Source organism: Pseudomonas sp. WS 5071 (assembly GCF_012985765.1).
Taxonomy (GTDB): Bacteria; Pseudomonadota; Gammaproteobacteria; order Pseudomonadales; family Pseudomonadaceae; genus Aquipseudomonas; species Aquipseudomonas lundensis_A.
Map to the genome: position 1 here is coordinate 1 of NZ_JAAQWY010000009.1, position 20,352 is coordinate 20,352.

Annotated in this window: 17 protein-coding genes and 1 pseudogene; 2 read left to right on the forward strand and 16 right to left on the reverse strand. The window is 57.1% G+C overall.

What is annotated here, in order from left to right:
• Positions 1–128 (forward strand): annotated as a pseudogene (locus tag HBN61_RS07510) (IS5/IS1182 family transposase); the annotation flags it as partial.
• A gap of 504 nt (positions 129–632) precedes the next feature.
• Here the strand turns inward: HBN61_RS07510 and rpoS are convergent.
• The 8 genes from rpoS to HBN61_RS07550 form a co-directional block, all read right to left on the reverse strand.
• A complete protein-coding gene (gene rpoS, locus HBN61_RS07515) occupies positions 633–1,637 on the reverse strand; it encodes an RNA polymerase sigma factor RpoS (protein WP_047277156.1) in 1,005 nt (334 codons plus the stop codon).
• Between the two features lie 105 nt (positions 1,638–1,742).
• Positions 1,743–2,570: a peptidoglycan DD-metalloendopeptidase family protein gene (locus HBN61_RS07520; protein ID WP_047277158.1), complete on the reverse strand. Its 828-nt coding sequence runs from the start codon at positions 2,568–2,570 to the stop codon at positions 1,743–1,745.
• 207 nt (positions 2,571–2,777) lie between these two features.
• Positions 2,778–3,413, reverse strand: coding sequence for a protein-L-isoaspartate(D-aspartate) O-methyltransferase (locus HBN61_RS07525; RefSeq protein WP_162199714.1), 636 nt, complete (start codon positions 3,411–3,413; stop codon positions 2,778–2,780).
• A gap of 41 nt (positions 3,414–3,454) precedes the next feature.
• Complete coding sequence (surE, locus tag HBN61_RS07530; protein WP_047278250.1) at positions 3,455–4,204, reverse strand: 5'/3'-nucleotidase SurE; 750 nt, start codon at positions 4,202–4,204, stop codon at positions 3,455–3,457.
• Positions 4,192–5,250 (reverse strand): tRNA pseudouridine(13) synthase TruD, encoded by a 1,059-nt coding sequence (truD, locus tag HBN61_RS07535; RefSeq protein ID WP_047281099.1) that lies wholly within the window; start codon positions 5,248–5,250, stop codon positions 4,192–4,194. Before truD ends, surE begins: the two co-directional genes overlap by 13 nt.
• Positions 5,247–5,720: a 2-C-methyl-D-erythritol 2,4-cyclodiphosphate synthase gene (gene ispF, locus HBN61_RS07540; RefSeq protein ID WP_047281100.1), complete on the reverse strand. Its 474-nt coding sequence runs from the start codon at positions 5,718–5,720 to the stop codon at positions 5,247–5,249. The genes truD and ispF overlap by 4 nt, the downstream gene beginning before the upstream one ends.
• 62 nt (positions 5,721–5,782) lie before the next feature.
• Complete coding sequence (fghA, locus tag HBN61_RS07545) at positions 5,783–6,628, reverse strand: S-formylglutathione hydrolase (protein ID WP_047277168.1); 846 nt, start codon at positions 6,626–6,628, stop codon at positions 5,783–5,785.
• A 50-nt stretch (positions 6,629–6,678) separates the two neighbouring features.
• Positions 6,679–7,791 (reverse strand): S-(hydroxymethyl)glutathione dehydrogenase/class III alcohol dehydrogenase, encoded by a 1,113-nt coding sequence (locus HBN61_RS07550; protein ID WP_047277170.1) that lies wholly within the window; start codon positions 7,789–7,791, stop codon positions 6,679–6,681.
• Positions 7,792–7,899: 108 nt separating this feature from the next.
• Between HBN61_RS07550 and HBN61_RS07555 the strand changes: the two genes are divergently transcribed.
• Positions 7,900–8,805, forward strand: a complete 906-nt coding sequence (locus tag HBN61_RS07555; RefSeq protein WP_047277172.1) for a LysR family transcriptional regulator — start codon at positions 7,900–7,902, stop codon at positions 8,803–8,805.
• 117 nt (positions 8,806–8,922) lie between these two features.
• Here the strand turns inward: HBN61_RS07555 and ispD are convergent, their stop codons facing one another.
• The 8 genes from ispD to dnaE form a co-directional block, all read right to left on the reverse strand.
• Entirely contained in the window at positions 8,923–9,627 is a 705-nt protein-coding gene (ispD, locus tag HBN61_RS07560; RefSeq protein ID WP_047277174.1) for a 2-C-methyl-D-erythritol 4-phosphate cytidylyltransferase, read from the reverse strand.
• The gene (gene ftsB, locus HBN61_RS07565; protein ID WP_047277176.1) at positions 9,624–9,902 is read right to left on the reverse strand and encodes a cell division protein FtsB; all 279 of its coding nucleotides are present in this window, start codon (positions 9,900–9,902) and stop codon (positions 9,624–9,626) included. Before ftsB ends, ispD begins: the two co-directional genes overlap by 4 nt.
• Before the next feature lie 168 nt (positions 9,903–10,070).
• Positions 10,071–11,360: a phosphopyruvate hydratase gene (eno, locus tag HBN61_RS07570; protein WP_047277178.1), complete on the reverse strand. Its 1,290-nt coding sequence runs from the start codon at positions 11,358–11,360 to the stop codon at positions 10,071–10,073.
• Between the two features lie 153 nt (positions 11,361–11,513).
• On the reverse strand, positions 11,514–12,359 hold the full coding sequence (gene kdsA / locus HBN61_RS07575; RefSeq protein WP_047277180.1) for a 3-deoxy-8-phosphooctulonate synthase: 846 nt from the start codon (positions 12,357–12,359) through the stop codon (positions 11,514–11,516).
• A gap of 5 nt (positions 12,360–12,364) precedes the next feature.
• Positions 12,365–13,996, reverse strand: a complete 1,632-nt coding sequence (gene pyrG / locus HBN61_RS07580) for a CTP synthase (protein WP_047277182.1) — start codon at positions 13,994–13,996, stop codon at positions 12,365–12,367.
• A 271-nt stretch (positions 13,997–14,267) separates the two neighbouring features.
• Positions 14,268–15,584 (reverse strand): tRNA lysidine(34) synthetase TilS, encoded by a 1,317-nt coding sequence (gene tilS, locus HBN61_RS07585; RefSeq protein ID WP_047277184.1) that lies wholly within the window; start codon positions 15,582–15,584, stop codon positions 14,268–14,270.
• Positions 15,585–15,641: 57 nt separating this feature from the next.
• The gene (locus HBN61_RS07590; RefSeq protein WP_047277186.1) at positions 15,642–16,589 is read right to left on the reverse strand and encodes an acetyl-CoA carboxylase carboxyltransferase subunit alpha; all 948 of its coding nucleotides are present in this window, start codon (positions 16,587–16,589) and stop codon (positions 15,642–15,644) included.
• Positions 16,590–16,773: 184 nt separating this feature from the next.
• Positions 16,774–20,295, reverse strand: coding sequence for a DNA polymerase III subunit alpha (gene dnaE, locus HBN61_RS07595; protein WP_170046463.1), 3,522 nt, complete (start codon positions 20,293–20,295; stop codon positions 16,774–16,776).
• Positions 20,296–20,352: the final 57 nt, after the last annotated feature.

Consider the following 20,352-nt stretch of genomic DNA (forward strand, 5'->3'; position numbering starts at 1 on the left):
TTGGCTGGCTGAAGGAGAACCGTCGCATCGTGACGCGCTTCGACAAGCTCGCAACAAGTTTTGCGGCGATGGTCTCATTGGCCTGCGCTATGCGGTGCTTGCGACAATACTTTACGTACAGAGCCTAATCCCTTTTTTCCCTTTCATCATCCTGATGAATCGCTTCCTGCGATGTCCTTCAACGTCCATCCTTGAACGATGTATCGATCCGTCGATACAGTTCTGATATTAGAGATTTCCAAGTTTGCTGCAAGCGCACCATATATAGATTTTTATTACACGCCAGGCACCTAGCAAAAAATAAAGTCTATATATATCAATAACTTAAAAAACAAAACAAGTAAGAAAATCTAACCACTTAATCCATCCTCAACCTTTAGCTTACAAGAAGAGTAAGTAAAGGCTTACAAAACAGCGAAACAAATATCCAGTTTCGCTCACAGCACCTCATTTCAAATGCCCAATTCCGAACAGCGAATTAAAAATGTATGCCGTTGCTGGTTACTTTTTCCCATCGACAGAAGGAAAAAAACACATGGCGCGGTAGTTTTCCATTCAATACGCCAGGAACACATAACTGATCGCGCATAAAAAACCCCGGCTTTTAGCCGGGGTTTCAGGTACTGCACGCTCTACTGGAACAATGACTCACTGGAGAGCCCATTACGCTCAAGGATCTCGCGCAAGCGCTTGAGCCCTTCGACTTGAATCTGGCGCACACGCTCACGCGTCAAGCCAATTTCAAGCCCTACATCTTCAAGCGTACTGCTTTCATGACCCCGCAGGCCGAAGCGGCGAATCACCACTTCACGCTGTTTGTCGGTCAGTTCCGACAGCCACTGATCGATGCTCTGGGATAAATCGTCGTCCTGCAACAGTTCACACGGATCTGTAGGACGATCATCTGTCAGGGTATCGAGCAGGGTTTTATCGGAGTCAGGCCCCAAAGACACATCCACCGAGGACACCCGCTCGTTGAGGCCGAGCATGCGCTTGACTTCAGCAACGGGTTTTTCGAGCAGATTGGCGATTTCTTCAGGGGAGGGTTCGTGGTCGAGTTTCTGCGTGAGTTCACGCGCAGCTCGCAGATAGACGTTGAGTTCTTTAACAACATGGATCGGCAAACGGATGGTACGGGTCTGGTTCATGATCGCCCGTTCAATCGTTTGGCGGATCCACCAGGTGGCGTAAGTCGAGAAACGGAACCCGCGTTCGGGATCAAACTTCTCGACAGCCCGAATAAGGCCCAGGTTGCCCTCTTCAATCAGGTCGAGCAGCGACAACCCACGATTGACGTAGCGACGGGCAATTTTAACCACCAGCCGCAAGTTGCTTTCAATCATGCGCTTACGCCCGGCCGGATCTCCACTTTGCGACAAACGCGCAAAATGGACTTCCTCTTCGGGAGAGAGTAACGGGGAAAAACCGATTTCATTGAGGTACAACTGAGTCGCATCAAGCGCCCGGGTGTAATCAATGTATTTATGCTGCTTTAACGCAGATGAAGTTTTGGACTTGGTACGAACTGTAGGGGGTGAAGCATCTTCTTCTGACATCGAGTCCATGACGATATCAGGGTCCATAAGGAGCACCTCATCGTCGATGTCAAACCCCGGCGCTTCTTTGTTGAGAGCCATTTTATAGTCCTTTGTTGAGTTCGACCTCAAGCTCTAGCCTCGCCTAATCCTTGGCAATGCTGGAGCCCATTCCTTTACTACATCAAGGAACGGGCTGGTAACTGATCAACGGCGTGGAAGAAATTGCAGTGGATCTACAGGTTTACCTTGGCGGCGAATTTCAAAGTGAAGTTTCACCCGGTCTGTACCAGTTGACCCCATTTCGGCAATTGTCTGTCCAACCTTGACCTGCTGCCCCTCCCGAACCAAGAGCCTGCGGTTGTGACCGTAGGCACTGACGTAGGTATCGCTGTGTTTGATGATGACTAATTCGCCGTAGCCCCTCAATCCACTCCCGGCGTATACCACTGAGCCATCCGACGCAGCTAAAACAGGCTGTCCCAAATCCCCGGCGATATCAATACCTTTATTCAAACTACCGTTTGAAGAGAATTTACCGATCAAAATACCGTTTGCAGGCCAGCCCCAGCCTTTGGGAGCGGGACCGGCAGGCATGGGTGCCGGGGCAACTGCGGTCTTCGTTGCGGTGGCCTGACGCTTGATGACCGTTGTTTTACTGCCCGATGAAGGTGACGTGACAGTACTGGTCGCGACGGCTGTCGGACGGGTGCCAGCTCGTCCGTCAAAGCGGATGGTCTGCCCCGGGACGATGGTGAATGGCGCCCCAATATTGTTACGGGCCGCCAGCGCCTTCCAGTCCCATCCGTATCGAAACGCAATGGAAAACAGCGTGTCGCCCCGCCGGACAACGTATTGCCCAGTGGTCACGGCCGGACGCTGGGCCACACCATTACGGTCGACAACACGCACGCCATTCTTGGGTGAACTGGAGCAGGCCGCCAACAAGGCAAGCGTGGCACTCAGAAGTAAACCGACCACCAGTCTGTGATAGCTATTGGTTCTCATACGCTGCGCAATGACTGTGAGACTCACCCGCCGCTCCCTTTGATGGTGGCTAAATATTAGATGGCCAGTACCGGCCGAAATGTGGCGCAAGTATAACTGGCAACGCAGCTATTACAGACAGTAAAGCCGATACTTAAACACGCCGTTTAAAGCACGTGTGAGGCTAAACAGAGCCTTGGCGTCGGGCTATATGACCCCCGCCCGCCCCTATAATTCAGCGCAGATGAATGAGGGTCAGGCCAACGGGCCATTCAAAAGCGGTACAAAACGCACATTACCGATCACACGACGCGCAAAACCATGCTCCTCGCGCACGATTAACATCAGTTGCTGCACCTCGCCCGCTCCCACCGGAATCACCAGGCGCCCACCCGGTGCCAACTGATCCAGCAAGGCCTGGGGCACATCCGTAGCGACTGCTGTCACGATAATGCCGTTATAGGGCGCCAGCGCTGGCCAGCCTTCCCAGCCATCGCCCCAGCGAAACACCACATTGCGCAAGTTGAGCGCCTGCAAGCGCTCTTTGGCCCGGTCCTGAAGCACCTTGATGCGCTCGACCGAGAAGATGCGTTCAACCAGCTGCGACAACACGGCGGTTTGATAACCGGAGCCGGTGCCGATTTCCATGACCTTGTCCAGCGGGCCGTCTTCGAGCAGCAGCTCGCTCATGCGCGCCACCATATAAGGCTGGGAAATCGTCTGGTTGTTGCCAATCGGCAAGGCGGTGTCTTCGTAAGCCCGGTGCGCCAGCGCTTCGTCCACAAACAGGTGACGCGGGGTGCGACGAATAACCTCAAGCACGTTTTGATTGACGATGCCTTCGTCAACCAGGCGCTGAATCAGCCGCTCACGAGTACGCTCGGAAGTCATGCCAATACCGCGATGCATCAGGCCACTCTGTTCACGCCCCATCAACCCAAGCCCTCAAGCCAACCCTCGAGACATTTGAATGCCTCGCCAAACGTGCGATCAAGCTGCAACGGCGTGATCGACACATAACCCTGCATGACCGCATGAAAGTCTGTGCCCGGCCCGCCATCTTCCACGTCGCCCGCGGCGGCAATCCAGTAACCCGCCTTGCCGCGCGGGTCGACCACCTGCACCGGCGCCGCAGCACGCGCCCGATGCCCCAGGCGCGTGAGCTGAATGCCGCGAATCTTGTCCAACGGCAAGTTGGGAATATTCACGTTAAGCACGGTACGCGGCGGCAGGTCCAACTGGTCATGGGCTTGCACCAACTTGCGAGCGAAGTAGGCCGCCGTCGGCAAGTTATCGAGCTGACGCGACACAAACGAAAATGCGAATGACGGGCGTTGCAGAAACCGGCCTTCCAGCGCCGCAGCAACGGTCCCCGAATACAGCACGTCATCCCCCAGGTTAGCCCCAAGGTTTATCCCGGAAACCACCATGTCGGGCTGCGGGTCCAGCAGGCCGTGAATGCCTAAATGAACGCAGTCGGTCGGCGTGCCATTAATGCTGACAAAACCATTGGCCAAGGTATGCGGGTGCAGCGGGCGATCGAGCGTCAGCGAGCTGCTGGCCCCGCTTTTGTCCTGCTCGGGCGCAATCACCACACACTCGGCATAATCGGCCAGTGCAGCGTGAAGCGCTGCAAGGCCCGGGGCACTTACCCCATCATCGTTAGAAATCAGAATACGCATAGGCTGTCCGTTTGACCCAACGGCACCAGATCAACAAGTTCGCGCACCAGAACAGTGGCGAAGCATCCGGCCGGCAGTACAAATTCCAGTTGCAGAATGTCAGGCTCTGGATAATGCCACGTCAACCGGCCAATGGGCAGCCGCAGAATGCGTCGCTCGTGACTCATGCCCGCTCGGACCAGCCAATCGCGCAGATCAGCTTCACGCTCGGCGATCGACTGTTCCAGTTCATGGGGCGCGCCCTGGGCAGGAGAATCCCCTTCGCCCCACTGCGGCCCGGTCGGGTGCACATCCAGAATGGCCAGACGCGGATCGCTGCATTCAGCCTCACCGGCGGGGAAGAAACTCCGGCTATCGGTAAAGGCCAGAAGGTCGCCCACCTGAGCTTTCTGCCAAGTGCCGTCTGCCACACGGGCCGCCAACACCTGATTGAACAGGTAGCTGCGGGCGGTCGACAGCAGCCGTGACCGTACATTGCGCTGTTCAGGCAACGCCTTGCGGGCAGCGTAATCACGCGCCTCCCCAAGATTGCCGCCCTGCCAGCCAAAACGCTGGGTGCCAAAATAGTTGGGAACACCCTGACGGGCAATCAGCTCCAGACGTTGCTGCAACGCGTCCTTGTCGCCCGACAATTGAGTCAGGCGCAACGTGAAGCCGTTTGCCGCGTGGGCTCCGCGCTGCAACTTGCGCTTGTGACGCGACGTCTTGAGGATGGTCAGCGTGTCATTTTCTGCCGAAGACAGATCCGGATCAGCCTTGCCCGGTAACTGAACGCTAAACCACTGGCGGGTCAGCGCCTGACGGTCCTTAAGCCCGGCATAACTGACTGTGCGCAGTGGCACACCGGCGGCCTTGGCAATCCGGCGCGCGGCCTCTTCGGTGTTCAGACCCCGCTTTTCCACCCACAGCCATAGATGCTCGCCATCCCCGGACAGGGGAATATCCAGGACTTCATCGACCTGAAAATCGTCAGCGGTAGCCTTGAGCACCGCCGTACCCAATGCGTCGCCATACGCGCGCGGGCCCAACAGATCAAATTCGTTCATGCGCGAACCAACAACGCGATCGAATGCACGGCAATGCCTTCCTCACGGCCGACAAAGCCCAGCTTTTCGGTGGTGGTGGCTTTTACGTTTACCTGGTCCAAATCAACCTCTAGATCCGCGGCAATCCGCGCGCGCATCGTTTCGATATGCGGTGCCATTTTTGGCGCCTGAGCAATGATGGTGTTGTCGACATTGCCGACCTTCCAGCCTTTGGCGTGGATCAGGCCAACCACATGACGCAGCAGGGCTCGGCTGTCAGCGCCCTTGAAGGTAGGGTCGGTATCGGGAAAGTGCTTGCCGATGTCGCCCAGCGCAGCAGCCCCCAGCAACGCATCACTGAGTGCGTGCAACAGCACGTCGCCATCAGAGTGAGCCAAAAGGCCGAATTTATGTGGGATTCGCACACCGCCCAAGGTAATAAAGTCGCCCTCAGCAAAACAGTGCACATCATAGCCGTGGCCAATACGCATAAAAAAACGCCCCGATTAAGTCAGGGCGTGATTCTACCTACTTTGACCTGCCTTGGGCGCTATTAGGCACCCAGTGCAGTGGCGTGATGACGCAAGTGATCATCAATGAAGCTGGCGATAAAGAAATAGCTATGGTCATAGCCAGGCTGCATACGCAATGTCAGCGGGTAATCGGCCAGTTCAGCCGCCTTTTGCAGCACGTCAGGTTTGAGCTGGACAGCCAGGAAGTCATCCCGATCGCCCTGATCAACCAACAGCGGCAACTTTTCACGCGCCTGCGCCAACAGTGCGCTGGCATCCCACTCACGCCAGCGCGAACGTTCTTCGCCCAGATAATGAGAAAACGCCTTCTGCCCCCAAGGACAATCCATCGGATTGCTGATCGGTGCCAACGCCGAAACGGACTGATAACGCCCCGGATTACGCAGTGCGCACACCAGTGCGCCGTGGCCGCCCATCGAATGGCCGCTGATGCCCCGTCGCTGGGAAGCCGGGAAATGCGCTTCAACCAACGCGGGCAATTCGTTCACCACGTAATCGTGCATCTGATAGTGCTGCGCCCATGGCGGCTGAGTAGCGTTCAAATAAAACCCCGCTCCCAGCCCGAAGTCCCAGGCCCCGTCGGGGTCATCCGGTACGCCGTCGCCACGGGGGCTGGTGTCGGGCGCCACAATGATCAAGCCCAGCTCAGCGGCCAGTTTCATGGCCCCTGCCTTGTGCATGAAGTTCTCATCGGTACACGTCAGCCCCGACAACCAGTACAGCACCGGCAAAGTGGCGCCCTGCTCGGCTTGTGGCGGCAAATACACGGCAAACACCATGTCACAACCGAGCACCTGAGACCGATGCCGGTAGCGCTTGTGCCAGCCGCCGAAGCTCTTCTGGCAGGCTATATTTTCCAGTGTCATGGACAACTCCAGGCCGCCAGCCCCGTTTGCGCGAGGCTGGCCGCTGCCGATTAGAAATGGATGACAGTACGAATGCTTTTACCTTCATGCATCAGGTCGAATGCCTTATTGATGTCTTCCAGCCCCATGGTGTGGGTAATGAAAGTATCCAGCGGGATTTCACCGCTTTGCGCCATGTCGACATAGCTCGGCAATTCTGTACGGCCGCGCACGCCACCAAAGGCAGAACCACGCCAGACGCGACCGGTCACCAGTTGGAACGGACGGGTCGAGATTTCTTGCCCGGCGCCTGCTACGCCAATGATCACCGACTCGCCCCAGCCCTTGTGGCAGCATTCCAGTGCCGCACGCATCAACTGCACATTGCCGATGCATTCAAAAGAGAAGTCCACGCCGCCGTCCGTCATATCCACAATGACGTCCTGAATCGGACGGTCAAAGTCTTTCGGGTTGACGCACTCCGTGGCGCCCAGTTGCTTGGCGATTTCAAACTTGGCCGGGTTGATATCAATCGCAATAATCCGCGAAGCCTTGGCTTTCACAGCACCAATGACGGCTGACAAACCAATCCCGCCCAGACCGAAAATGGCGACGGTATCGCCTGGCTTGACCTTGGCGGTGTTAAGCACGGCGCCGATGCCCGTGGTCACGCCGCAGCCCAGCAGGCAAACTTTTTCCAGCGGAGCATCCTTGGAAATTTTGGCCACCGAAATTTCTGGCAACACGGTGTACTCAGAAAATGTAGACGTTCCCATGTAGTGAAAAATGGGCTGACCTTTGTAGGAGAAGCGCGTAGTGCCATCGGGCATCAAGCCTTTGCCCTGAGTCGAGCGAATCGCCTGACACAGGTTGGTCTTGCCCGACAGGCAGAACTTACATTGGCGACATTCCGGGGTGTACAGCGGAATAACGTGATCGCCTACCGCTACCGAGGTAACGCCCTCACCGATCGCTTCAACGATTGCGCCGCCTTCATGGCCCAGAATCGACGGAAAAATACCTTCCGGGTCTGCACCCGACAGGGTGTACGCATCGGTGTGGCAAACGCCCGACGCCACCACCCGCACCAGCACTTCACCTGCCTTGGGCATGGCAACATCCACTTCCACGATTTCCAGCGGCTTTTTGGCCTCGAAGGCTACGGCAGCACGTGACTTGATCATCGATCGTCTCCAGCAAAGTAAAAACAAGACATGGAGTGTAAATCAGCGCTGGCTGATTAATAATCCAGCCAAAAGCAAAACATTATTGCCAGGCAGGGACAATACTCCATGAACGAGAACCGCTGGGAAGGTATAGACGAATTTGTTGCCGTCGCAGAGTGCGGTCAATTCACGGCGGCCGCCGAGCGACTCGGGGTGTCGTCTTCCCATATCAGCCGTCAGGTGGCACGGCTGGAGGAGCGCTTGCAGACGCGATTGTTTTACCGCAGCACCCGGCGCGTGACACTGACCGAAGCCGGGCAGACGTTCCTGCAACATTGCCAGCGTTTGCAGGATGGACGCGAAGAAGCGTTACGTGCGATAGGCGACCTGGCCAGCGAACCCAAAGGGCTGCTGCGCATGACGTGCGCTGTGGCTTATGGCGAACGCTTTATCGTGCCGCTGGTCACGCGATTTATGGCTTTGTACCCGCAGTTACGGGTGGACATTGAGCTGAGTAACCGCCCGTTGGACCTGGTGCACGAAAGCCTGGACCTGGCCATTCGGCTCGGCCGGTTGCAGGACTCACGCCTGGTAGCCACTCGCCTGGCCCCACGGCGCATGTACCTGTGCGGCTCCCCTTCCTACCTGGAACGTTACGGACGCCCACACAGTGTGTCGGAACTGGGCCGGCACAATTGTTTGATTGGCAGCTCGGACCTCTGGCAGTTGCAACAAGACGGCAGGGAATTTTCGCAGCGCGTACAAGGCAACTGGCGTTGTAACAGTGGGCAGGCGGTGCTGGATGCGGCGCTGTTTGGCGTAGGGTTGTGTCAATTGCCCGACTACTACGTGCTTGAGCATTTGAAAACCGGCGCGCTGGTGTCCTTGCTGGAACCGCATCAACCCCCCAACACGGCCGTCTGGGCCCTTTACCCACAACAGCGGCACTTATCGCCCAAAGTCAGACAGTTGGTGGATTATCTGAAAGCAGCACTGGCCACACGCGAAGAGTACTCAACCGCCCAGCAGTGAGTTCACTTGCGCACGGGGTTGAGCGCCTTTGGGGAGGAAAACGGATTGATGTTTGCCATGCAGTGGATTGCAGCCTTTATGCCGCGGCCGCATCGGCCTACGCAGGATGCTCCGGTGTTAGCGGTTAACCCACCGTAATCGCAGCCACTCAAGGTCTTCAGGGCGCGTTACCTTGATGTTGTCGGAACGACCTTCGATCAAGCGCGGCGACAAGCCTGCCCACTCCATGGCTGAAGACTCATCAGTGATGTTGGCATCCGCCACCAGGCTATCGGCCAGCGCACGATGCAGTGCGCCGAGACGAAACATCTGCGGCGTATAGGCCTGCCATATGCATTGACGATCAACGGTTTCGACTACGCGGCCCTGCTTATCGACCCGCTTCAAGGTGTCGCGCGCCGGCACCGCGAGCAAGCCGCCCACCGGGTCATCCGACAACTCACCGAGCAGTTTATCCAGATCCTCTCGGGCCAGATTGGGCCGCGCTGCATCGTGCACCAGCACCCAGTCATCGTCACTGGCCCCCAATGCATGTAAATGCAACAGCGCGTTGAGCACCGAATCTGCACGTTCACGACCGCCATCCACCCGCACCACACGCGGATCAACCGCACAAGGCAGCGTCGGCCAGAAAGGATCGTCGCAGGCGACACTGACCACCAGCCCCAGAAGACCGGGGTGATCGAGAAAACAGCCAAGGCTGTGTTCGAGAATACTGCGTCCGCCCAGCTGCAAGTACTGCTTGGGACGGTCCGCGGCCATTCGGGCACCCACGCCCGCGGCAGGAATCACGGCCCAAAAGGCCGGCGAGGAACGGTTCATTGGGCCAACTGATAGAGGGTTTCACCCTCCTTGACCATGCCCAATTCATGGCGAGCCCGCTCTTCAACGGTCTCCATGCCTTTTTTCAACTCTGACACTTCCGCATCCAGCACGCGGTTGCGCTCAAGCAAAATTTCGTTTTCAGCACGCTGATCGGCGATTTGCTGAGTCAGGTCAGTAACCTGCGCCAAACTGCCATTCCCCACCCACAGGCGATACTGTAGGCCAGCCAGCAGCAAGAGCAAGATAAGGAACAACCAATTGGGACTGCGCATCGAATATCAGGTATCCAGTGAAAAGACAGCCATGCCGACAAACCTAAACCACGAATAGTACAAAGCCTGGACGAACCAGGCTTGTACGTGTAGCCACCAGATTAGTGTCAAACCCCTCGCGCTGGCGAGTGTTACGACACAATCTGCTGTCTTTTTATCACTTACCGCTTAGCCGCGAAACTCGCCACGACCGTTGTACTTGGCTTTCGCCCCCAACTGCTCTTCGATACGCAGCAGTTGGTTGTACTTGGAAACACGGTCGGAACGGCACAGGGAGCCGGTTTTGATCTGGCCAGCGGACGTGCCAACGGCCAGGTCGGCAATGGTGGAGTCTTCAGTTTCACCGGAACGGTGCGAGATCACTGCCGTGTAACCAGCCGCCTTGGCCATCTGGATGGCTTCCAGGGTTTCAGTCAGGGTGCCGATCTGGTTGAACTTGATCAGGATCGAGTTGGCGATCTTTTTATCGATGCCTTCTTTCAGGATCTTGGTGTTGGTCACGAACAGATCGTCACCGACCAGCTGTACTTTCTCACCGATTTTATCGGTCAGGATTTTCCAGCCATCCCAGTCAGACTCGTCCAGACCGTCTTCGATGGAGATGATCGGGTAACGCTGAGTCAGGCCTTTGAGGTATTCAGCGAAGCCTTCGGAGTTGAAGACTTGACCTTCGCCCGACAGATTGTACTTGCCGTCTTCGTAGAACTCGCTGGCCGCGCAGTCCAGCGCCAGGGTCACGTCAGTGCCCAAGGTGTAGCCGGCGTTGGCAATGGCTTCGGAGATCACTTTCAGTGCATCTTCGTTGGACGCCAGATTCGGTGCGAAACCACCTTCGTCGCCCACGGCGGTGTTAAGGCCACGGGCCTTGAGCACGGCTTTGAGGTGATGAAAGATTTCGGTGCCCATGCGCAACGCATCGGAGAAAGTCTTGGCGCCGACTGGCTGAACCATGAACTCTTGAATGTCGACGTTGTTATCGGCGTGCTCACCACCGTTGATGATGTTCATCATCGGAACCGGCATCGAGTAAACACCCGGCGTGCCGTTCAGGTTGGCAATGTGCGCGTACAGCGGCAGGTCCTGGTCCTGTGCGGCGGCCTTGGCGGCAGCCAGCGACACGGCGAGGATAGCGTTGGCACCCAGCGAGCCTTTGTTTTCGGTACCGTCCAGCGCGATCATCGCGTGGTCGAGCGCCTTTTGATCAACCGGGTCTTTACCCAGCAGCAAATCACGAATAGGGCCGTTAATGTTGGCAACGGCTTTGAGCACGCCTTTGCCCAGGTAACGGCTCTTGTCGCCATCACGCAGCTCCAATGCCTCACGGGAACCGGTAGAAGCACCGGACGGCGCGCAGGCGCTGCCGATGATGCCGTTGTCGAGAAGCACGTCCGCTTCCACAGTGGGATTGCCACGGGAGTCGAGAACTTCACGACCTTTGATGTCGACGATTTTTGCCATTGTTGTAAATACTCCAAAGTTGACGAAAACGACGCAGCTGAGGGAAATCTGGTCACCGTCGGCAAGGGTCGAATAACAGGCAGCCTTGCGGACGATAAGGCTCGGGCCCTGAGGCCCGAGAAATCGTGCGGTACTTTACCGGAGAATCGAGGGTTAAGCGGTTTCTATTGTCGGAAAACTCTTAACCAACTCATCCAGAGACTTCAGTTGAGCCAGGAAAGGCTCAAGCTTGTCCAGGCGCAAGGCGCAAGGGCCGTCGCACTTAGCGTTGTCAGGATCCGGATGTGCTTCAAGGAACAGGCCAGCCAGGCCTTGACTGATACCGGCCTTGGCCAGGTCAGTCACTTGGGCGCGGCGACCGCCGGCAGAATCGGCGCGACCACCGGGCATTTGCAGCGCGTGGGTCACGTCGAAGAAAACCGGGTACTCAAATTGCTTCATGATGCCGAAGCCCAGCATGTCGACCACAAGGTTGTTGTAGCCGAAGCTGGAACCACGCTCACAGAGGATCAACTGATCGTTGCCCGCTTCTTCGCATTTGCTCAGGATGTGTTTCATTTCCTGGGGCGCGAGAAACTGGGCTTTTTTGATGTTGATCACGGCGCCGGTCTTGGCCATGGCCACGACCAGGTCAGTCTGACGCGACAGGAAAGCTGGCAACTGGATGATGTCGCACACCTCGGCGACCACGGCTGCTTGCGCAGGCTCGTGGACGTCGGTGATCAGCGGCACACCAAATGCTTGCTTGATGTCCTGGAAAATCCGCATGCCCTCTTCCAGGCCTGGGCCACGGTAAGAGCTGACAGATGAACGGTTGGCCTTGTCGAAGCTGGCCTTGAACACGTAAGGGATACCGAGCTTTTCAGTAACACGGACGTACTCTTCGCACACCTGCATGGCCATATCACGGCTTTCCAGCACGTTCATGCCACCGAACAAGACCATAGGCTTGTCGTTGGCAATTTCGATATTGCCTACGCGAATAATCTTTTGCGCCATGCTGATTACGCCTTCTTCTCGTGTTGCGCCAATGCTGCTTTGACGAAACCGCTGAACAATGGATGGCCGTCACGGGGTGTGGAGGTGAATTCCGGGTGGAACTGGCACGCCACGAACCATGGATGATCCGGCGCTTCTACCACTTCTACCAACGCACCGTCGCCGGAACGACCGGTGACTTTCAGGCCGGCTTCGATCAGTTGAGGCAGCAGGTTGTTGTTCACTTCGTAACGGTGACGGTGACGTTCGACAATCACGTCCTTGGCATAGCAATCATGCACCTTGGAACCGGCTGCAAGCTGGCAATCCTGCGCACCCAGACGCATGGTGCCGCCCAGATCCGATGTTTCGGTACGGGTTTCGACTGCACCGGTGGCGTCTTCCCACTCAGTGATCAAACCCACCACCGGGTGGCCGCTGCTGCGATCGAATTCGGTGGAGTTGGCGTCTTTCCAGCCCAATACGTTACGTGCGAACTCGATTACCGCCACTTGCATGCCCAGGCAGATACCCAGGTAAGGCACCTTGTTCTCGCGAGCATATTGAACGGCAGTGATTTTGCCCTCTACGCCGCGCAGACCAAAGCCGCCCGGTACGAGGATGGCATCACAGCCTTCCAGCAGTTCAGTGCCTTTGTTTTCGATGTCTTCGGAGTCGATATACCGCAGGTTGACCTTGGTACGGTTGGAAATACCCGCGTGGCTCATCGCTTCGATCAGCGACTTGTACGCGTCCAGCAGTTCCATGTACTTGCCGACCATCGCGATGGTGACTTCGTGTTCAGGATTGAGCTTGGCATCCACGACCTTGTCCCACTCGGACAGGTCAGCGGTGTTGCACTGCAAGCCAAAACGCTCGACAACAAAGTCATCCAGACCCTGAGCGTGCAGCATGCCCGGGATCTTGTAGATGGTGTCAGCGTCTTCCAGCGAAATCACGGCGCGCTCTTCAACGTTGGTGAACAACGCGATCTTGCGACGCGAAGATACATCCACGTGGTGGTCGGAGCGGCAGATCAGCACGTCCGGCTGCAGGCCGATGGAGCGCAATTCTTTAACCGAGTGTTGGGTCGGTTTGGTTTTCGTCTCGCCAGCGGTGGCGATATACGGAACCAGAGTCAGGTGCATCAGCATGGCGCGCTTGGCGCCCACTTCGATGCGCAACTGACGGATAGCTTCGAGGAACGGTTGCGACTCAATGTCACCCACAGTGCCGCCAATCTCAACCATCGCTACGTCGGCATCGCCGGCGCCCTTGATGATTCGACGCTTGATTTCGTCAGTGATGTGCGGAATTACCTGGATGGTTGCCCCCAGGTAATCACCACGGCGCTCCTTGCGCAGAACGTGTTCGTAGACACGGCCCGTGGTGAAGTTGTTGTTCTGGGTCATCGTCGTGCGGATGAACCGCTCGTAGTGACCCAAGTCCAGGTCGGTCTCGGCGCCGTCGTGTGTGACGAACACTTCACCGTGCTGGAACGGGCTCATGGTGCCCGGATCAACGTTGATGTAGGGGTCCAGCTTCAGCATGGTGACCTTAAGTCCCCGCGCCTCCAGGATGGCTGCCAATGAAGCCGAGGCAATGCCTTTCCCCAATGAAGAAACAACACCGCCCGTGACGAAGATGTAGCGCGTCATGAAAAACCCTAGAAGTCTGCGTTAAAGCGGTCAGAGCCGCCGGGGAAAGCGAAGGAAGGCCGAAGCCCCCAATCACCAGCATTAGTCACAGTGCACCTTTCGAAAAACTGCTGCGTTGAAACAGACCAATGGCAACCATCGGTTCGATACAAGCCACACATTTTTTAAAATCGCCCAGCAAAGACTGCTTGGTAATCGGCAACTTCTGTAATTCCGGTGAATCTACAGAAGCTGTATCAAGAAGGGAGCGTAGTCTACCGGAAAGCCCCTTTCAGCTCAAACCTTGATCGCTTGAAGTTGGCAGCCACTTCAATTGCCAGCGTCCATTGGGGTCAGAGTCCAGTCCCTCGAGGTTTGCCACAGCCAATAAGCGCTTATTTTGGTACAGAAGCGGCAATCTGCCACGGGCAAACGGCGGCACCCCGCGCTCATTGAGCAAGCGTTTGAGATCACGATGACCGCGTCCTGCCAGCGACATGACTTCTGCGCCCTGACGATAGCGCACCTGCAAGGCGCCCTCGGGCACCTCGCCCTCTATGCGTAACAGCCCGTTCCCGGGCAATGACACGGGTTGAGCTGGCTCATCCCACGTGATCGGCGCAGTCGGCTGGCGCAGCCATTGTCCCGACAGCCACCAGATCCGTCCGCCCGCTCGATGCACCTCGCCATCCGCCAGACGCCATGCAGGCCGCGCATCGACGCCGGCATCACGCAACGCCTCCCAACCGGCCCAATGCGCGGTATCAGGCAATCGTGTAAGACCGGCCAGCCACTGGCGCAAAGCGTTGCGCTGACGGGCAGCCGACAGACGGTCGAGAGGTTCAAGCTGCAGAGAGGGCAAACCCAGCCAGGCAAAAGGTGCTTCGGCCGCGGCAAGTGCCAGATCCTGCTCAGCGAGTTCATTCAGCAAACCTTGCGCTTCAGCACAATGATCGGCCGCGCGCGACAGCGTTGTGGTCACCTGCGGCCAACGCCGTGACAACACAGGCATCACTTCATGGCGCAAATAATTACGGGAAAAACCGCTGTATTCATTGGACGGATCTTCAACCCAGTGCAGACCATGGGCGTGCGCATATGCCTCAAGATCGGCACGCGAAATATCCAGCAACGGGCGCCCTACTACCCCGCGGCCCAATCTGCGCTCACGCGGCATGCCGGACAGCCCGTTTACACCCGCCCCGCGCAACAACCGGAACAACACGGTTTCGGCCTGATCATCGCGATGCTGCCCCGTAAAGAGCACCTCCTGCGGCTGCAGGATGGCCTCGAACGCCTCATAGCGCGCCTCCCGTGCTGCCCGCTCGACACTTGCACCGGCGGACACCTGCACGCGCACCACCGTGAGCGGCACGCCCAGGGCATCACACAGCAACTGACAATGAGCCGGCCACGTATCCGCTACAGCCTGTAGACCATGGTGAATATGGAGGGCAGTCAGCGGGGGGAGTGCATGGATTGGACGAAGGTGAGCCAGAAGGTGCAGCAGGACAGTCGAGTCAAGACCGCCGGAAAGGGCAATGCGCCAGGCCGGGGCATTGCGCCACGGCTTGAGCGCTTCGAGCAACTGGATTGTCAGGTTGGACATTGCACAATCCTGCAGGGGTGAACGGGCTCACCCCTGCGTCTGTCGGTCTCGCCTTGATTACAGACCGTAACTCATCAAACGGTCATAACGACGCTGCAACAACGTTTCGTTGTCCAGCTTCTTCAACATGTCCAACTGCGAAATCAGCTCTGCGCGAATCGTGGCAGAAGCGGCTGCAGGGTCGCGATGTGCGCCACCTAATGGCTCGCCGATAACTTTATCAACGATGCCCAGGCCTTTGAGACGCTCAGCGGTAATGCCCATCGCCTCGGCGGCATCCGGCGCTTTTTCAGCGGTTTTCCACAGAATCGACGCGCACCCTTCTGGCGAAATCACGGCATAAGTGGAGTACTGCAGCATGTTCAATTGATCGCACACACCAATTGCCAACGCACCGCCCGAACCGCCTTCACCAATAACCGTGGAGATGATCGGGGTCTTCAGGCGCGCCATGACTCGCAGGTTCCAGGCAATCGCTTCGCTCTGGTTGCGCTCTTCAGCATCGATGCCCGGGTAGGCGCCCGGCGTGTCGATAAAGGTCAGGATCGGCATTTTGAAACGCTCTGCCATTTCCATCAAACGGCATGCCTTGCGGTAGCCTTCAGGGCGCGGCATGCCGAAGTTGCGGCGAACTTTCTCACGCACTTCGCGGCCTTTCTGATGACCAATCACCATCACGGGCTGATCGTCCAGACGCGCGATACCGCCCACAATGGCGGCATCGTCCGAGAAGTGACGGTCGCCGTGAAGCTCATCAAACTCAGTGAAGATGTGGTCGATGTAATCCAGCGTGTAAGGACGACGCGGATGACGGGCCAGGCGGGCGATCTGCCAGCTGGTCAGCTTGCCGAAAATATCTTCAGTCAGCGTTTTGCTTTTGTCTTGCAGGCGAGAGATTTCATCGCTGATGTTCAGCGAATTGTCATTACCGACCAGGCGCAACTCTTCGATTTTGGCTTGCAGGTCAGCAATCGGCTGTTCGAAATCAAGAAAATTCGGGTTCATAAGCATCCGTCTTGGGTCGGCGGCAAAGCATGCCAGCAGGCAGAAAGCCCAGTATTGACTGGCACTTTCAAGCCGACTGGGGCAGCCGGTTGATCTGTATCGCGCCTACCTTAAGGGACAGGCGCTCTCAGGTCGAGATTAAAAATTCAGGTCGAGATCAGGACGCGGGTCACGCCCCTGACCGTCAACGGTATTGGAGGAAGACGTTGTCTCGCCCAAACTGGTCACGCAAGGCTTGAATCAAGCTGTCTGCAGGATCGATTCTCCAGTTCTCGCCAAACTGCAACAGGGTCTTCGCCTCCCCGCCGGTGTACTCCATGGTGATCGGACAGGCGCCGCGATGCTTCTTCAGCACGTCGCCCAACTGCCGCAATTGATCACCCTTGAGCGCCGCGTGATGGACCCTCAGGCGCAAACTCTCGGCCAGACTGGTACGCGCATCCTCCATGCTCATGACCCGCTTGACCCGCAGGCGCAAGCCGCCGGAAAAGTCATCATTACTGACCTCCCCTTCCACCACCACCATGGCATCGGTCTGCAACAGCGACTGGGCTGAATGGAACGCTTCGGCAAACAATGAGGCTTCAATCCGGCCGGAACGGTCATCCAGCGTGATGAACCCCATCTTGTCGCCTTTTTTGTTCTTCATCACCCGCAGGGCGATGATCATGCCGGCGACAGTCTGCGTATCGCGGGCAGGCTTCAGATCGATAATGCGCTGCCGGGCGAAACGGCGAATTTCGCCTTCATACTCGTCGATCGGGTGGCCGGTCAGGTACAGGCCCAAGGTGTCTTTCTCGCCCTTGAGGCGTTCCTTGAGAGTCAGCTCCTTGGCCTTGCGATGATTGGCATACACATCGGCGTCTTCTTCGACAAACACGCCGCCGAACAGGTCGTCGTGGCCGCTGTCGTGGGTACGCGCCGTTTGTTCGGCCGCCTTGATTGCCTCTTCCAGCGCCGCCAGCAAAATCGCACGGTTCTGATCAATGCTCGCCTGATAGGCTTTTGGCTCGTCATGGAAGCAAGGCCCCAGACGGTCCAGCGCGCCGCTGCGGATCAAACCGTCAAGGGTGCGTTTGTTGATGCGCTTGAGATCAACCCGCGCGCAGAAATCGAACAGGTCCTTGAACGGCCCATCCTGACGCGCTTCGGTAATCGCCTCCACCGGCCCCTCACCCACGCCCTTGATCGCGCCAAGTCCATAAATGATTCGACCTTCGTCGTTCACCGTGAACTTGTACTCGGAGGCATTCACGTCCGGCGCGTCGAGACGCAGCTTCATCGTGCGCACTTCTTCGATCAAGGTCACGACCTTGTCGGTGTTGTGCATATCCGCCGACAGCACGGCCGCCATGAATGGCGCCGGGTAATGGGCTTTCAGCCACGCGGTTTGATAGGAAACCAGCCCGTAGGCCGCCGAGTGAGATTTGTTGAAACCATAACCGGCGAATTTTTCTACCAGGTCGAAAATGTTACCGGCAAGGTCAGGGTCGATGTTGTTGTTGGCACAGCCTTCAATGAAACCGCCACGCTGCTTGGCCATTTCTTCAGGTTTTTTCTTACCCATGGCTCGACGCAGCATGTCCGCGCCGCCGAGGGTGTAACCCGCCATCACCTGCGCAATCTGCATCACCTGTTCCTGATACAGAATGATGCCGTAGGTCGGGGCCAGAACCGGCTTCAGGCCTTCGTACTGATAATCCGAATGCGGATAAGCAAGCTCGGCGCGCCCGTGCTTACGGTTGATGAAGTCGTCCACCATGCCCGATTGCAGCGGCCCCGGACGAAACAGGGCCACCAGTGCGATCAGGTCTTCCAGGCAGTCAGGCTTGAGCTTTTTGATCAGCTCTTTCATGCCTCGCGACTCAAGCTGGAACACCGCCGTCGTCTCGGCTTTTTGCAGCAACTGGTAGGTCGGTTTGTCATCCAGCGGGATAAACGCAATATCCAGCGGCGGCTCGTCGACCTTGGCGCGGTCGCGGTTGATGGCTTTCAGCGCCCAGTCAATGATGGTCAGCGTGCGCAAACCGAGGAAGTCGAACTTCACCAGCCCTGCGGCTTCAACGTCGTCCTTGTCGAACTGGGTGACCAGGCCGTCACCCTCTTCATCGCAATAGATCGGCGAAAAGTCCGTCAGTTTGGTCGGCGCAATCACCACACCACCGGCGTGTTTACCGACGTTACGCACGATGCCTTCGAGCTTGCGTGCCATCTCCCAGATTTCGGCGGCTTCTTCATCCACTTTGATGAAGTCGCGCAAGATCTCTTCCTGCTCGTAGGCCTTTTCCAGCGTCATGCCGACTTCAAACGGAATCATCTTCGACAAACGATCCGCCAGGCCGTAAGACTTACCCTGCACACGGGCCACGTCGCGAATAACCGCCTTGGCCGCCATCGAACCGAAGGTAATGATCTGGCTTACAGCGTTGCGGCCGTATTTTTCTGCCACATATTCAATGACCCGGTCACGACCATCCATGCAGAAGTCGACGTCGAAGTCGGGCATCGATACCCGTTCCGGGTTAAGGAATCGTTCGAACAGCAGGTCATATTCCAGCGGATCGAGGTCGGTAATTTTCTGCACATAGGCCACCAGAGAACCGGCACCCGACCCTCGGCCAGGCCCTACCGGCACGCCGTTGCTCTTGGCCCACTGGATGAAGTCCATCACGATCAGGAAGTAACCGGGGAATCCCATCTGGATAATGATGTCCAGTTCGAAATTCAGCCGGTCGACGTAGACCTGCCGTTTGGCGTCGTAATCTTCGGTGGTGTCCTTGGGCAGCAGAACGCTGAGGCGCTCTTCAAGGCCATCAAACGAGACTTTGCGGAAATATTCGTCGATGGTCATGCCATCGGGAATCGGGAAGTTAGGCAAAAAGTGTTTGCCCAACTTCACTTCGATATTGCAACGCTTGGCAATTTCGACGGTATTTTCGAGCGCTTCCGGCAAATCGCTGAACAGCTCAGCCATTTCTTCGGCGCTTTTCAGATACTGCTGGTCGCTGTAGTTCTTGGAGCGGCGCGGATCATCAAGCGCTCGGCCCTCGCCAATGCAAACGCGGGTCTCGTGGGCTTCGAAATCCTGCTGTTTGAGGAAGCGCACATCGTTGGTCGCCACCAGCGGCGCACCGATTTTGTCGGCCAGCGCCACAGCAGCGTGCAGGTGCTCTTCATCGTTGGGACGCTGGGTGCGCTGGACTTCCAGGTAAAAGCGGTCCGGGAAGACCTCCATCCATTCGCGGGCCAGCGCCTCGGCTTCCTCGGTATTACCACTGATCAGCGCGACACCGATCTCGCCTTCTTTGGCGGCCGACAACATGATCAACCCTTCGGCGGCTTCGGCGACCCATTCACGCTCGATGATGACCTGGCCATTGCGCTGCCCGTCAATAAACCCTCGTGAAATCAGCTCCGTCAGGTTGCGATAACCCACACCGTTCATCGCCAGCAGGCTGATGCGGCTCAACGGGTTTTCCGGGTCTTTATTGGACAGCCACAGATCCGCGCCACTGATCGGCTTGATGCCGCCACCCATGGCGGCTTTATAAAATTTGACCAACGAACACATGTTGTTCTGATCGGTCACCGCCACGGCAGGCATGTTCATGCCCGCCAGGGTTTTGATCAGCGGTTTGATCCGCACCAGGCCATCGACCAGGGAATATTCAGTGTGCAGGCGCAGGTGAACGAATGAAGCCGGCATGGTGATCCTGTCTATTAGCTTTGGGAAACAACAAGGCCCGGATTGTACCGGGCCTTG